Consider the following 15884-nt stretch of genomic DNA (forward strand, 5'->3'; position numbering starts at 1 on the left):
GAGGGGTCAGGCGGCCAGCGAGATTGGCGGCTGGGCCTCCCGGCCCCGCGCCCACAGCAGGGCCGTTTGCGCGCCGACGGCGAAGTGCCTGTCGACGTGCTCGCCACCGGCTGCGCCGTACACCGCGTCGTCGGCCAGGTTCTCCTCGCGCTGGATCGCTGCCAGAGTCACATCCTCGACGTCTCCGCTGACAGGAGCCGTCGACACACGGCCGACGAGCCACCCGAGCGCGGCGATAGCACCGCGCACGTACTGGGGATTGTCGGAGTGAGGCAGCCAGGTCGCGGCCGCCTGCAGAGCGGAGGCCAACTCCTCGTCGTCGTGGGGCAACGTCAGATTCGGCACCTGGCCAGCCTATCGCGAGGCCCTGACCAGACCCCGAGCGTCCCGGCAGGATCATCGTTCGTTCGGGCGGTCCCGTTGGCTTGCTTCGGCGCTGCCGTGTACGGCGGATCGGCGCTGCTGTGGTTGCGGGCTGGCGGTGTGGCTTCGCAGGGCTCGGCCGATCGGCACAGGGAATGCCTTCGCGGCGGTGTCGGTGCCGGTCGGCGACTGTTGCCGGCCGTCAGCGGCTACGACGTGCTGGATGGTGCGCAGCCGGTGCTCGAGTGTTGTGGCGCGGGGAGCGGGATGCCACGTTGGCTGGAGCAGCAGCACCGTGACGGCCGCAGGACGGCCGGGGACGACTTCGGGCTGCCGCTGTATGAGAAGGTCGCCGCGCCGCGCTGCCCGGTCGACATGCAGGGCGAGTGCGGCACACAGCGCGCCGACAGCCAGTTCCGTTCGGGCAGCGGCCTGCCGGTCGATGTCGGTGGCCCGCCCTGCCCTGGTGGCGCAGTGACGACGGACCCATTGGTTGGCCATCTGCAACTCGGTCATCAGCGGTGTGGGCTCGCTGGCCCGCAGGTCGGCGTAGCGTCCGAGTTCGCGTCCGAGCAGCCGCCACTGGCCGCCCACTATCTGCTCGTGCGAACTGGGTTCGGGGGCTCCGGACAGCTTCCACCGCCCGGCGGTGGCTGCGAATCCGAGGCGGGCGGCTGCCTTGGCCAGGGCTAGAGGCGACTGGCTCGCTTCACGTCGCAGCATCTGCCGGACAGCGTCGACGGTGGTCAGCACGTCACCCCACGACTGCGGTGGCCGAGGGCCACCGGAGCGCTCGACGGGGGTTGCAGGGCCGAGTTCACGCAGCAGCCGACCGGCCGGTTGCACGCTCAGCCCTTTGAGCCGTGCGGGAATCTGCCGGTTGGTCGCCCATTCGTCCAGGCGGGTCCAATCCTGCGCGGGCACCGCATCCGGGGCCTTGGCACGTAGCTGGCGCAGGCCGCGATCCATCCGCAGTGCTTGGTCGAGCAGCCTGGCGGTCTCGGCGATGGCGGCAGCACGTTCCGCGCCGCGGTACAGGCCGACTCCCTGGCTGGTCATGGGGCTGGGGGTGAGTTTGGCGGCGAATCTGTCGGTGATGCCCTGATGGCGAGGTGGGGCCCAGTGGGTGCTGAGGATTTCGGCGGCCATCGCGATGTTGCCCGCTGCTCGGGCAATGGCCTCGCTGGCGGTGCCTGGCGCTGACAGCAGTTCGCGGCGGGGCACGTCCAGGCCCAGGAGCCCGGCGTGCAGGAGCGCGCCGATCTGGGTTTCGGGGTGAACGGTGCTGCCTGGTGAGAGCAGTGCGGCGGCTTCGGCGACAGTCGGATGGGAGGCAGGCCGCCGTGCGCCGGTGCCGACGAAGAAGCGGCCGATCTGGTGGTATAGGTCCTCGCGTGCCACGAGCGCGGCGGTCACGGCGTAGCGGTCCTGGCGGCCGACGGTGTGCAGCCGCCGCTCCGCAGCCTGGAGGGCCTCGGTAGCGCGGTCGAGAAACACGCCAACGGTCATGGGAGGCTGGCTGCCGCCTCTGCCAGCTGCGCGGCCGCTGCTGAGAACTGCCAGGCGCGAGCCTCGCCGGGCCGGGCGGCGGCGCGGGCGAACACATCGGCGGTCGCCGAGGTCAGCGCGATGGCCGCCGCGGTGAGTTCCGCGCTGGGCTGTGCAGGTCTCGACGGCAGGACGTGCGGACTCGCTCCGGTGAACAGGTCGTCGGCCACCGCTTGGACGGCGGTGGCGAAGTCGCCCCACGCCATCGCCTCGGCCCCGGTGTGGACCCCGTCGAGCCAGGGCCGAGCGGCGAACTCCAGCGCCGCGTGGACAAGCGGGTCATCGGCGCGCAGCTCGGTGTGGGCAAGCGCGGCGGTGACATCGGCGCTGACGGTCAGGTAGCTGTCGGTCATGTTCCTAGCCTCGCGAAGAGGGCACCCGGCGGCAAGGGCCTGGTGCTGGAGGGTGTGGACAAAGGCCGGGCTGTAGACAGCGACTGCGGCACCTGCCTCGGCTTGGGCGCGCTGATGTCTCTGCTCCCTTCTGTGGTTCTACCGCTGGGCCTCGGCCCGATCTGCGGCCTGCTGAGGTGTGCAGGCGGCACGTGGTTCGGTGCGCTGGTGAGGCACGGCCGCCAGGCTTGACGCGATCGGTCTGGGGAAAGCAGCCGCGACCACGGATCCAGGAGCAGGCGCGGCCGTCGGCGCTGGCGGCGTTGCCGTGGTGGGCTGGGCCTGGGCGTTGTCCGTGACCCGTTGGCGCATCCGTGCCCAGTCTCGGCTTCCCTTCGGGTCGAGCACCTGCGCGTCGTCAAGAAGGTCAAGCGAGTCAGCTGTTCTACCTTCCCGGAACGCTAGCCCGGCCTCACGGACCAGCTCGGTGCTGCGCTGGGTCTGCTCTTGCGTGGGCCAGCCTCTGTCAGAACTGCTGTCACGCTGCAGGACCTGCGGGTTGTCGCGGGCGTACTGTGCCATCCAGTTCCACTCCTGCGGCGTGGCATCGGCGACCTCGGCCGCGTAGCGCACCCCGTCGCCGGTGATCCGCTGGTAGCCGCTGCCGATCGTTTCAAGCGCCAGCAGGAGCTGCCGCTGCCGCACACGGGCCGCCCGTTCCGCCAGGTTCCACGGGTCCAGCTGCTGCTCGGGTACGACGGCGCTGTCGATCGCGCCGTCCTCAGCGACGTCGGTCGCCAGCCCGGCCGCGGGTGCGGTCGGTTCCTGCGCAGACGCCGCCGAGGTGCCAGCGTCCGGGGCTTCGGCCTCCGGCACGATCGTGGTGGCTTCATCGGCCTCACTACCGGAGCCTTGGCTGCTTGTCGCGTCGTTGACGGTCAGGGCCCGGTCAACGCCGGCCATCGAGGCGACGAACTTGTCGATGCTGCGGCGCCTCGATTCGGGCAGCATGGTTCGCGGCAGCCCCCATGCCCGCAGCGACGGCAGCCACTTGAAGCTGGCCGCGCGCGCCAACTGCCGCAGTTGCGCGTCCTCCCGGGTGATGCCGTACACCAGCACCGACCGGCCGTTGATCTCAAGGCGGATCTCCGCATCGGAGACACTTTCCGTCGTGGACGCGCTGGCCGGGTCGGGTGGTGTGGTCAGGGTCCGTGCCAGATGGGCGGCGTCGCGGACGAATCCGGCGACGCCGCCGGAGGTGCGGGTGTTGTAACGGCCGCGGCGAGCCCGTGCCGGAGCGTTGCTCGCGGCGATCTCTGCCAGGTCCTCCTGGATCGAGCGCTGGTGGCGTTCGTGCAGCGCCGCATACGTCTGGGTAGTCAGCCCGGCGTACCGGCGCACGCGCTCGGCCGGGTCGTTGAGGTAGAAGATCCCCGCAGCGGAGATCGCGCGCGCTTGGGCCTCGGAGATCTCACCGGGTGGGTCGATGCGTTCCAGCAGGTACTGGGCTGCCGAGCTTTCCTGACGAGGCCCGGTCGCGGCGATGCGCTCGATGTCGGTCCGCAGTGCCTGCTGGTCGACGTCGGACAGCTCTCTGATCCGCGACACCATCTGCATGTAGCTGGCCAGTTTGGACCGGTCGCTGGCGTGCGTGGACCGCAGCGTCTGGAGCCCGTAGGCCACGGCAGGATCGATCTGCGGGGTCTGCTCAGCCCTCGATTCCACGGAATCGGCGCCGCCCGGCTCGCTCATCGCATCCGAACCAGCGGCCGCCGTGCTGTCGTCGGCGCTCCGGGCGGCATCGTGCACATCTGGTTGCGGCGGCTGGGCGGCGGCGTCGGAGGCGGGAGTCTCCTGGGCTTCAGCCGGCGGCCGGGTCATCCAGGGCCGGACCTGCTCGGCTGCGGGCTGTCCGTCGGCCAACGCCGTCGTGGCGCTGGCTGCTGGCGCCGGCGTGGTGTCGATTCCGCCGTCGGCTGCGGCGACGGCGGCTTCGATCCGCTCGCGAAGCTGCTCGGGGGTCAGCGGCTGCTCGGGTGCGGGCGGCGCGGCCTGCTGCGCCATCCGCTCCTCGATGCCGGCCAGCTGGGCGCGCGCAGTGGCGAGTTCGGTCGCGTACTGGAAGCCCTTGCCGAGCTGAGCCTGAGCCTGCTCGATCTCACGCCGATGGCGTTCGATCTTGGCCGTGAGCTTCTCACGGTCGCGTTCGAGAGCGGTGAGCTTGTTCTCCAGTCGCTGGACCAGTCCGACCGCGCCCGCAGCCTGCAGTTCGTGCAGCGGCATGTGGACGGATGCCGGAACGATCTGGCCGCCGTCGCCGGTGGCGGCGACGTCGGGGATGCCGGCCAGTTCCAGCGTCACCGCGTTGCCCTGCAAGCTCCGCCAGACGAACCCGGTCACGGCGAACCCGCCGACAGCGCCCAGCTCGACCGACCGTTGCGACAGCGGCATGACGGCGATGGCCGCCTGCAGCGCCCGGCCGGCCTCGGCTCGCTGGTCGTAGTGGCTCGCGGCGACCTGCATCGTGAACGCGTCGCCCTTGGTCTCCTGGCGGATGTGCATGGCCTGGTCGATCTGGGCGATCATCTGCTCGGCCCGGGTGATGCCGCGCTCGGCCTCTGCGATGCGCCGGTCGAGGCTGGCCTGCCCGTTGTGGTGGGCGCGCTCTGACCGGCTCAGCCGCTGCACCTCCGCCTCGGCGCGGGCCTTGTCCAGCAGCAGCGGGTTGCCCGCCGCGATGGCCATGACCTCGTTGTAGCTCAGCTGCGCCTCGCCGATGTCCTCGATCTCGCGCACGTCCAGACGACCGCGCATCACCTGGGAGATGAACTTCTGCTTGCGGGCCACGGTCTGCCACATGTAGCCGTCGAAGGTCCGCTCGGTGACGTAGCGCAGGATCTGGATCTCGGGGTTCTGGTTGCCCTGCCGCATGATCCGGCCTTCACGCTGCTGGACCTCGGCGGGCTTCCACGGGCAGTCACCGTGGTGCAGCGCGACGGCCCTGGCCTGGATGTTGGTGCCGACGCCCATCTTCTCGCTGCTGCCGATGACCACAGCTACGCGTCCGTCGCGGCACGCCGCGAACAGCTCGCCCTTGGCCTTGTCGTTGGCGGCCTCGTGGACGAACCTGACCATGTCGCGGGGCATGCCCTTGGCGGCGAGCAGGCGGCGCAGCTCCTCGTAGGCGTTGAACCCGGTGCTGGACGGCGTGCCCTGGTCGAGGAAGACGATCTGCAGACTGCCCAGCCGCGGATGCAGCCCGCCGCCGGGCTTTTCGTACTGGTTGTCGCGGGTCTGCTCCCAGATGGCGAAGATCCGCTCGGCCATGATGTCGACCTTCTGCGGACCGCTGGGCCGGTAGCCGGGGTTGACCATGCGCATGTCCAGCGCGGCCTTGCGGCCGTCGCTGGAGATCTTGAGCATGTTGTCCTCTTCGGGCTTCACCTGCCGGGTGCGGACCTTCTCCGCGCGCTCGCCGAGCCAGGCGATGAAGTCCAGTTGCTCGCTGATCGGCGGGACCGAGACCGTCTCGGCCAGCCGTGCCCCGTCGCTGGCGCGCTGTGCCAGCAGCGGCGTGGGCAGGTTGAGGTCTTCGGCGGTCTTGACGTCGGCCGCGGTCCAGAACATCCGCAGCAGCTCCGGGACGTTCTTGAACTTCGCGAACCGCGAGTTCTGCCGGAAACCAGAGCCGTCGGGCGACAGCTCGATCGAGGTGACGACCTCCCCGAACGTGGCCTTCCACGTGTCGAAGTCGGTGATGCCCGCCGCGCGCAGCACATCGGGCTGCAGCAGCTTCTGGATCACGTACGCCTGCGTGATCGAGTTCGGGAACGGTGTGGCGGTCGCGCCGGTGACGACCCTGCCGCGGCGGTCGCCGTGCTTGGCGCGCAGGTACGTCAGCTTCATGTCCAGATCGGTGGCGCGCGCTGACCCGGCGATGGCGGCGCCCGGGATGTTGGAGGCGGTAGCGAGGTTGACGTACCCGTGGATCTCGTCGACCATCACGTAGTCCAGGCCGGTCTGCTCGAAGGTGATGCCCTGGTCCTTGACCGAGTCCATCTTCTTCTTCAGCCGCTCCTCCAGCTGGATCTTCATCTTCTCCATCCGCTTGACCGTCCGGGAGGGCTTCTCCCCCTCCTCGGCAGCGCGGGCGTTGTCCAGCTGACGCTCCAGGGCCTCCAGCTCCTGGCGCATGTACTTGTCCTGCTCGGCGGCACTCATCGGGATACGCTCGAACGCCGAGCGGGTCAGGATGACCGCGTCCCAGTCACCGGTGGCGCAACGGGCCACGAACTGCCGCCGCTTCTCCCCCGCCAGGTCGTCACGGGTGACCATGAGGATCTTGGCCTGCGGGTACGCCTGCAACCACTCACGGCCGAACTGCTCCACCATGTGGTTGGGGATGACGACGGCCGGCTTCCTGGCAAGCCCGAGCCGGCGCAACTCCATCGCCCCGACGACCATCTCCAGGGTCTTGCCCGCGCCGACCTCGTGCGCCAACAGCACCGCCGGCTCGGCGATGATGCGCGCCACCGCGGCCAGCTGGTGCGCACGCAGCGTGAACGAGGTGGCCAGGCCCGGCAGGGCCAGCGCCGGGTTGTCGTAGGTGCGCAGCACCAGGTTGTTGAGCAGGTCGTTGTAGACGCGGACCAGGTCGCCCGCGCGCTCGGGGTCCTCCCACACCCATTCGCCGAACCGTTCGTCGAGTTCCTTGGCCTTGTCGCGTGCGGCGGCCGTGGCCTCGGCGTTGAACACGCGGCGTTCCTCGCCGCCGACCTCGATGACGTCGAACACGCTGGGCAGGCGCTGCTCCAGCAGCGCGGCGGCGAGTTTCACCGCCGCCATGCGGGGGGTGCCCCACACCTCCCGCGACTGCACGCCGCCGCGATCGCCGCCCTCGACGATCCAGTTGGAACCGCCCAGATGCCGGACGGTGATCGACTCGTCCTGCAGCGTCTCCTGGAGGAACTGCTGCACATAATCAGCCTTGATCCACACGGTGCCGAGTGCGGCGTGGATGTCGACCGGCTGGAGGTCTTCGGGGATGACGGCTTCCAGCGCCCTGACGTTGACGTCGTAGGTCGGGTCGTTCTCGGCAGCGTGCTGCGCCAACAGCAGTTTGGCCCGCACGTTGCCCGACAGGTAGGCCGCCGCGGGGGTCAGTTCCCCGCTGGCGGCGGGGTCGGCGTAGACCAGCTCACCGAGCTGGTCGCGGGCTTCTTCCGAGCTGACGCCAAGCAGTGAGGCGACGTGGTCCAGGTCGACGCGGCCGTGGACATCCATGACGATGGCCAGCGCGTCTGCCGCTGTCTCGGCGCCCTGCGCCACCGGCCGGGGCGCCACCACGCGCCGGGTGAACAGGTCCACCTTCGCGGCGGTCTGCGTCTCGGCGTCGAAGTGCTCCAGCGCGTAGACGGCAGCTGCGTACGTGTCTTCGCGGAAGCGGCCCTGCGGCGGGCGGATGCGGGCCTGCTTGGCTTGCCCGGTCTCCGGGTCGACCCGCCCGGTCTTGCGCAGCGAGAACCGGTTGATCGGCCCCCACTTGGCCACGTAGGTGTCGTAGCGCCGACCGAGGTCGGCGCGCAGCTGGTTGATCTCGTCGGTGTCGTCTACCGACGCCGACTCGGCATCCAGCAGGGCCATGGTGGTGTCACGCAGGCCCAGCAGCGCCCGCAGCTCAGCGGCCTGGCTGGCCGGAACGTCATGCGGCACGACCGCGCCGTCGTGCACGACGGAGAAGCGGTCGCCGACGGTCTGGATGTAGCCCTCAGGGCGACCTTCGGCACGTCCGACGAGCACGACGGGTTCGGTCGTGACCGTCTGCGGGTTGAACGTCAGGCCGCGGTCGGTGGCTTCGGCGACGATGGCGGCGAGGGTTTCGCGCAGTGCGGTGGCCAGCTCGTCGCCCACCGGCCCGCGTACCGTCAGGTCGTCGTCGCGGTACAGGCCACGGCCGGTGGTCAGTTCGCCGAGAACCCGGTGCGGGTGCGCGATGAAGTAGTCGTTGATCCGCTTCTCGTGCTCGCCGATGGTGATCGGGCTGGTCAGCTCCCATTCCACGGAATCGGGTACCCGGTCAGGTTCGCGTTTGCGCAGGACCAGCAGGTCGGTGACCGCATCGGTGCCGGCCGCGGTGCGGTGCGCCCGCGACGGCAGCCGGACGGCACCGACCAGGTCAGCCGACTGGGCCAGGACCCGCCGCACCGCAGGGTTGACCGCGTCCATGGTGTAGGCCGAGGTCAGCACCGCGACCAACCCGCCGGGCTTGACCAGGTCCAGCGATTTGACGATGAAGTGGTTGTGGATGCTGAACCCGTGCGGGTTGTGCCGTGGGTCGTGCAGCACGACGTTGGCGAATGGAACATTGCCGACCGCGAGATCGAACGTGTTGGCGGGCGCCCGGGTGGCGGCGAAGCTCTCGTTGAGCACCTTGGCCTGCGGGTAGAGCAGCTGGGCGATCCGGGCCGTGGTGGGGTCGAGTTCCACGCCGGTCATCTGCGCGCTGTCCGGGGCCATGCCGATGAACACGCCGGCTCCGCTGCCGGGCTCCAGCACCTGCCCGCCGGCGAAGCCGAGGTCCTGGACGGCTTGCCAGATCTCACGTACGAAGGCAGCGTCGGTGTAGTGGGCGTTGACGGTGGTGCGCGCCGCGGCCGCGTACTCCTCGGGGGTCAGCAGCTGTCGCAGCTCATCGCGCGCCCACGCCCAGTCGGCCTTGTCCTCGTCGAAGACCTGCGGCACGCTGCCCCACCCGCCCCACCGGGCGAGTAGCCGCTGCTGCTCCGGTGACGCGGGCACGCCGCTGGCGGTCACCTCGGCGAGCACCTTGAGCGCGGCGATATTCGCCCGCGCCCGCTGCAGCGGTGTGCTGGGTGCCAGCTCGGCTTGACTGCCCGGCTGGAACGTGACGGGCTCGGGTGCTGGCGTCGACTCACCTGCGGGGTCTGCGGCCCTGTCGACCGAAGCGTGGGAGACGACTGCAACGTGGTCCAGCCGTGGTGCTGCGGCCTGATCGGTCGCGTCTCCAGACGTGCGCGAGGGCCGGATGTCGTCCCGCCCGGCCGCCGGTTGATGCTGCCCGTCGAGGAGGAGACCGTCGAACAGGTCCGGTACCTGCGGGTCGGCCGGCTCGGCCTCGGGAACGAAACCGCGCCTGTCGGCCGGCCCGTAGTTGACCTGAGGCCCGTGGATGCTCTCGCCCCGGCCTACCTCTACATACGCCGCTCCCATGAGCTCGGACAAGGTGACCGTGTCCAGGACGGCGCCGTACACGACCAGGTGCGAAGGCGTGATCCACGCCTTGACCCGGGACGGGTCGTCGACGGTCGGTTGAAGCATGGCGCGGATCTGCCGCAGTTCAGACGGGTTGATCTCACGCACGAGGTGGAAGGGATTGGCTGAACTGGTCTTGCTCGCGAATCGTTTCGGGTTCGCCCTACGTGCGGCGGCGGCAGCCTGGACCTCCGCCTGCGTGTCCACCGGCTCATACTGGCGCAGCAGTTCAGGTTGGGAGTCGGCGTCTACGGCGGCCTCATCGGCTGCCGCGGGCGTGCGGACCTCGGCCGGCTCGTCAAGGCTCGATGCGGGAAGCGTCTGCTGGGCCAGGTCGCAGCAGGTGCATTTCACCACCGAGTCATTGGGCTCACCCTCGCGAACCAGCACACCCCAGGACTCGGCCCACATCTCGCCGCTGTCGGTCAGGCCCGTCAGGAGGGTGCTGCCCAGGTAGCCGTGGACGGTCCCCACGAAGCCGGTCCGTTGGAGGCCGTTCAGAGCCGGGTATCCGTGCAGCTGGATCCGATCGCCAGCCTTATATGGGCTGCGCTCGGGGACGAGGCCGCCTACCCGCCCGTTGGTCAGCCCATTCCACACATCCTGAAATGCGCGCACCTCGGCGTCGCTGGACCCAAGACCAGCCTCCCGCAGCTGGCCGACACGGACCTCGTAGCCCTGGATCCGCTGATCGCCGAGCAGCTCCCGCCGCCGCGCCTCGATCCGATGCTCGACATGGCTCTGCCAGGTGCCGATAACGGTCAGGTCGACGGCATCAGGGTCGACGGCATCAGCCGCGGCGTCGGACGCGAGCAGCGCCGCGAACGCCTCCGCGCGGCTGATCCTGCCGAACACGATGTCTTCGACGAGCCGGTCGAGGTCCGGTGGCTGCGGCGGCATCGGCTCGGGTGCGGGCCGGTAGAACGCACTTTCCGCATCGTGCAGACGCTGGTCCAGGTGAGGGCCGGAACGCGCGCGAAACTCGACCCCGTCACGGAAGGCGGCCTCGAGTTCGGCCGTACGCTGCTGGGTGATGCCGGGCCCGATGCGGTCCCACAACTGCTGCCAGGTGATCAGCCCGGACCGCTCCATCTGGGGGTGTAGCGCGTCGCCGCGGACCTGGTGGTGGATGCCCTCGTCGTCGGCGAACGCCCACGTGAAGCCGCTGGCGTTGGTGACTGCGATCAACTGAGCGCGCAGGCCGGGATCGGTGGCGGGGTTGCGGTTGGCGCGGGCCATCACGAGCAGCGCGTCCTGGGCGAACGCCGTGCGCATCGTCATCGTGGCGGCCGCTGCGGCAGCCCCGCGGCGCTGGCCGCGTCGAGAGCTTCCAGGCGTAGCCGCATCGCCCGGCATGTCTGTGGACAGGCCGTCCTGCGTCGGCTGGCCGCGCTCGGTCGGGCCCTGGAAGTCGAGCTGGGTGTGGGTATCCGGCGCGAGGTCGACGGTCCCGCCGGTTACCTCGGATGCGCCTTGCGCTGCCGGTTGCGGATCGGGGCCGAGAGTGCCGACGGATTCCATATCAGCGGACCCGGCAGCTGCCGTGGTGCCGTGGTCATCGTCAAGGGCGTCGTCGGGCTCTACGACCGAGGACCGGCTTTGGGAGTACAGGGCGAGGAACCGATCCCAGTCTTCGCGGGTGTCGAAGCTGGTGTTGCGTGTCTCGTAGTCGCCGCCGGCGGCGACGATCAGCTGTTCGATCTCCTCGGGGCGGCCCTGGCCGTCGAGTGGCTCGCGCCGTACCGCGGTCAGCGCCCAACTGCTGTCGTCGTAGCGCAGAGACACACGGCAGCCGATGTCGCGCAGCCTGTCGGCGCACTGCTCTGCGGCTTCGAGGTCATCGAAGAAGGCGAAGTGGGTGTACGGGAGGTCCCGCAGCGGCTCCCGCACGGACGCACTGTGGTCTGCGCTGATCGGGAACAGGCCGTCCGTTACGGCGTCTTGCTCCGGCTGGACGGCATCGGCCACCTGGGCGGCATGGACCGTGGCCGTAGGCGCTGGCTGGTCGGCAGAGCCGGGCTGGTCGACTGCCGCACCTGACGGTTCGGTGTGCTCCAGATCCGCCGCCGTCACCCCGGCCTCGGCGGCCACGTCGGTGTCGAAGCGCCCTCCGTTGGCCAGGATCAGGGATTCGATCTCGGCCGGGAACACGTCGAGATCCACACGTGGACTTCGCCGCACGGTGGTGATCGCCCAGCTGCCGTGGCGGTTCACCTGCGAGAAAGTCAGGTACTGCGCCTCGCGCAGCGCGCCGACGCAGCGCTCCAAGGCAGCGAGGCTGTCGAAGTGGGCGACTCGGGTGAAGTCGGCCCGGGTGCCGCCCGGATCGGTGTCGGCCACCCACTGCCTCGGGGGCGATTGCTGCGGCTCGGCAGAGGCCTCGGCAGCAGCGGCCGGCGCCCGGTCGACGGGCTCGGAACCGTCGGCGACCTGCGCGGCAGAGGGATCGCCGATGGCAGCACGCTGCCCAGCTGTTTCGGGGGTCTCGACCCCCACGGGTGCTGCCTCACCGTCCGGCGGCGGCGCGAAGGAGGACTCGGTCACGTGGTGGCCGCCGAATGCACGCAGGATCTCCGCCACCTGGGCCGGCGACGTCAGGGCGCCAGCGGCCGGTGAGACCTGCATTCGCCATTCGCGCAGGTCCATGTCGCGGACCAGGTCCACCTCGTAGCCGACATCGCGCAGCGCGTTGGCGCACACACGTGCCAGCCGGGCGGTGTCGAACCTCGCGGTGTAGACGGGCGCCGCGGGGTCGGTGCCGCCCAGGCCGGGCGCGACTAGCTGTCGCGCTCCTGCTCGGCCCACCACGGATCGGTCGGGTCCTCGGCCAGCGGCGTCCAGCCCTCGCTGTCGCGGGACGTCTGCTCCCGCGCGTCCAGCTCCTCGGTCAGGTAGACCATCTGGTTCAGGACGATCTCCTCGGCCTGGCTGTGCGCCGTCCGCAGGTTGCCCAGGTTGCCCAGGTAGTCCCCGGTGCTCGGCTGCAGCTCCGCCAACTCCGTCTCCACCTGCGCGATCCTGGTCGCCACCTGCTCGCCCAGCTGCGTGAAGTACGACTCCGGGTCGGCGATCTGCTTGTACCGGTCGGGCAGTTCGTCCCGCCAGTGCTCCATCGCCGTCCTGCCGTATCGGTTCATCGGAACCCCCCTCGTGTGTCCACTCAGTATCGGGCCCCCACAGTTGCAGCACCTCAAAGCCATGCTGCGGAGACGACACACCTCGTCTGTCCATAACTGGCACCCCCGTGACCAGGTCATGAAACTCCAAGTCTGCCAGGGGATCTCGCAACTGCCCAGCCCGATATTCACTTATATATATAAGATTAGCACTATAGTCCCGCCTTGCGCACTGTGGTTTGCCGGGGGACGCTTGAATCACACCAACCACGGGGGGAACGGGGATGGCGGACGGTACCGAGCAGGTCACACGTGCCTTGACGGTGCTGACCAGCACGCTCATCGACACGGCGGTACGGCTGGCCATCGAGCTGGCCGAACGGCGTGCACAGCGCCTGCGCCAGGCGGCCAGGGCTGGGGAGCAGCGGGCCCGCACTGAGCGTGCCCGGTTGGCCAGCCATCGGGCGGCCGACGCGGCGATCTGGCGGCGAACGACGGATCCGGTCTGGTGGCGCAAGGCGACGCCAGAGCAGGTGGCCCGTGCGTGGCGCGCGGTGAGTACCTGGCACCAGGTCGATCCTGAGGCGGCCGGGGTGCGGGAGGCGATGGCAGACCGGCTTCGCCGCCGGGGTGTCGACATCGACATGGGCCTAGCGGCCAACCCGGGCGATGCGAAGTGGCTGGCCACGGCGCTTGCGTTGGCCGAAGCCGAACGCGAGGAGCGTGCGGCACTGGCGGCCGACGCCGACGCCGACGGCATCTACGTTCCGGATGAGATTCTGTGGAATGCCGACGAAGCTCCCCGCGGAGAGCCCCAGGTCGAGCAGGGGGGTATTTTCCTGGTCGAGTTCGAGGACGACCCTTTGCAGCCTGCGGCTGACGACCCGCAGCGCTCCAGCCGCCACCCTGACGACGAGACGCGGCAGCCTGCCGAGGCTGCGCCAGGCGACGGCGGCACACCTCCGGCCGGGCCGGAGACATCCTCAGCAGCGACCGAGGCGGCGCAACCACCGGCTGCGAGCGCTGGCGATGCCAACCAGCCGCCCGCGGCAGGCACGGCGGCCGAGGACGCGGCCAGGTGGACGGGTCCGCATCCAGCTTCGTGGACCGACGAGGACAAACAAGCCGCGCTCACGCGACGGGCTGAGCACGCGGCGTGGCTTGCGCAGAAACAGGCATCCGCCGAACGGAGCGCAGCCGGACCGGACTCGCCCAGCACGGAGACGGTCGTCGACGCCGAGGTCGTGCCTGAGGACTCAACGGCCACCGCACAGGGCAGATCCGACTCGTCCCCGCTGCCCGTGGTCGACGCGATCGAGGTGGAGGCCACATCAGCAGATCATGGCCCGCACCCGTCCGTCGCCTCAGACGGCACACCCAACGGAGCAGCCGCCTCCGGGGACGCCAGCTATGATCGGCCCTCCGAGCCCGAGCAGGCCCGACCGCCGCGCCACCACCGCGGCGTCGACGCAGAGCGTATGGAGGCCCTGGTCCGCCGGGCATGGCCGCAGGACAGAGCTGACCGGGTGGTCAACGACGGGGCCTGGCCGATGCTTGCGGCAACGATGCAGCGGCTGGACACACGCGGCAAGGACGTGGCAGGACTGCTGGGCAACCTGCCGTTCGACCCGACGGACGCCAAGGTGCCCGCCGCCTTGACCGACTGGGCGCTCAAGACCGCTGCGAAGGGTCCCGCGACCCTGCGTAAGGCCGTGGCCGACCGCGACGATCAGATGCGACGCCGGGTCGAGCACGCCGCAGCCCTGGCCGCCGCGCAGCAGGACCAGCAGCCGATCCGGCCAGCAGCCGAGCCGCCCGTCGACGCCGCTGCCTTGGGCAGGCTGCGAACGGCATACCCCATGTCGACCAAGGAGGCGCTGCTGCGGACGAAGACCGCCGAACAGCGCGCGCCGCTGGCGCTGCCCGCCGGTCGCACGCCCGCGCACCGAGACCGTGAGACAGCCGCCGCTGAGCGCTGACCGAAGGAGAGAACGATGACACCACCGACATCACCGGCGTGGGACTACCCGCAGGTGCAGGACATGCTGCGTTCCCTGCTGGCCGAACTCGGCGGCCGTGCCGATGCCGCCGAGGGCGCCGAAGCCGACCGCCTGCGCCATCAGCGCGACGAGTGCGCCGCCACCCTGCAGCGGCTGCGTGGCATGGACGACGGGGAACTCGCCGCCGTGGTCGACAGGTACGCGCCCCTGGTTGACTCGCCAGCCCGGGAGTGACGGTGGCTCGCAGCCTCAGCGACGACGAGCTGCGCCGCCGGTTCCACGAGCACGTCGTGACGATGCTGTCGGCGGGCGACCCGCAGCCGCAGGACCAGCCCCGGCTGCTGATCGTGTGCGGCCAGCCAGGCGCCGGCAAGTCGTTCACCGAACGCACGCTGATCGCCGACATGGATCTCACCTCGTTCGTCGCCGTCGATGCCGACGACCTGCGGCCATACCACCCGGACTACGTCGAGCTGGCCCGCGCCGACGACCGCACCGCCGACGAGAAGACCGTGTCGACGTCGCGCGCGCTGGCCACGATGGCCTTGAACTGGGCCCGCGGCCAGCGGTTCAACGTCGTGTGGTCAACGCCCCTTTCCGGCGCGGACGTTGCGCGGTGGGCGGCGGGCCGGTTCCTGCCCGACGGCTACCGGCTCGATGTCGCAGGTGTCGGGGTGGACGCCGCGCGCAGCGCCCTGTCGGTGCTGCACCGATACCAGCAGGGCCGCGACCGAAGCGGGGCAGGCAGGCTGGTCCCGGCGGGTTACCACGACAAGGTCTACGGCAGCTTGCCCGACACCCTCAACACGGTCGAGGCCGAAGGGCTGGCCCACGGAGTCCATCTGTTCGACCGCGACGGCCAGCGCCACTACCGCAGCGAGCGCGACAGCACGGCGTCACCCGCGCCGACCGCAGGCAAGGCGCTGGGCGACGTGCGGGACAGGCAATGGACGGGCAAGGCGGCCGCGGACTTCCGCAGCGTGGCCGGCTGGCTGGCCCGAAGCCCGCAAACCGACCCCGCGCAGCTGCCCCACCTGCGGGCCGAGCACCGCTGCTCGCCGCTGGCCGCTGACCTGCGCCCCCGCCTGGCCGAGGTGGTGGCCATGGGGGCCGCGCGGCTGCGCGGCCTGCGCGCGGCCGACGCCGTGCGCCGAGCCTTCCCGACGGCGCTGCACCGGACCGCAGCCCGGCCGGTGACCGCTGCGCCACGCCAGCCGTCGGCCCAGCCTGTCCGCGATCTCCCGCAGCGCTGA

At 70.4% G+C, this 15884-nt stretch carries 8 protein-coding genes; 3 read left to right on the forward strand and 5 right to left on the reverse strand.

The genetic code is table 11. The features are described 5' to 3' along the window. Positions 1-6 precede the first annotated feature (6 nt). The 5 genes from AB0B35_RS19475 to AB0B35_RS19495 all read right to left on the reverse strand — a co-directional run bounded on the left by AB0B35_RS19475 (position 7) and on the right by AB0B35_RS19495 (position 12652). A complete protein-coding gene (locus AB0B35_RS19475) occupies positions 7-345 on the reverse strand; it encodes a hypothetical protein (RefSeq protein WP_361047164.1) in 339 nt (112 codons plus the stop codon). A gap of 51 nt (positions 346-396) precedes the next feature. Continuing rightward, a complete protein-coding gene (locus AB0B35_RS19480; protein ID WP_361047167.1) occupies positions 397-1872 on the reverse strand; it encodes a hypothetical protein in 1476 nt (491 codons plus the stop codon). After that, positions 1869-2264 carry a hypothetical protein gene (locus AB0B35_RS19485; protein ID WP_361047169.1) on the reverse strand — a complete coding sequence of 132 codons (396 nt, stop codon included), beginning with the start codon at positions 2262-2264 and terminating at the stop codon, positions 1869-1871. Before AB0B35_RS19485 ends, AB0B35_RS19480 begins: the two co-directional genes overlap by 4 nt. Positions 2265-2402: 138 nt before the next feature. Further along, a complete protein-coding gene (locus AB0B35_RS19490; RefSeq protein WP_361047172.1) occupies positions 2403-12320 on the reverse strand; it encodes a hypothetical protein in 9918 nt (3305 codons plus the stop codon). Beyond that, entirely contained in the window at positions 12293-12652 is a 360-nt protein-coding gene (locus AB0B35_RS19495) for a hypothetical protein (RefSeq protein WP_361047175.1), read from the reverse strand. The genes AB0B35_RS19490 and AB0B35_RS19495 overlap by 28 nt, the downstream gene beginning before the upstream one ends. A 263-nt stretch (positions 12653-12915) precedes the next feature. Here AB0B35_RS19495 and AB0B35_RS19500 point away from each other — a divergent pair, with 263 nt between their 5' ends. The 3 genes from AB0B35_RS19500 to AB0B35_RS19510 are packed head-to-tail and all read left to right on the forward strand — an operon-like array spanning position 12916 to position 15884. Beyond that, complete coding sequence (locus AB0B35_RS19500; protein WP_361047178.1) at positions 12916-14610, forward strand: hypothetical protein; 1695 nt, start codon at positions 12916-12918, stop codon at positions 14608-14610. Between the two features lie 15 nt (positions 14611-14625). Continuing rightward, complete coding sequence (locus AB0B35_RS19505; RefSeq protein WP_361047181.1) at positions 14626-14865, forward strand: hypothetical protein; 240 nt, start codon at positions 14626-14628, stop codon at positions 14863-14865. A gap of 2 nt (positions 14866-14867) precedes the next feature. Then, positions 14868-15884, forward strand: coding sequence for a zeta toxin family protein (locus tag AB0B35_RS19510; RefSeq protein WP_361047184.1), 1017 nt, complete (start codon positions 14868-14870; stop codon positions 15882-15884).

Origin of the sequence: Catellatospora sp. NPDC049133 (assembly GCF_040648455.1) — a bacterium.
GTDB lineage: Bacteria > Actinomycetota > Actinomycetes > Mycobacteriales > Micromonosporaceae > Catellatospora > Catellatospora aurea.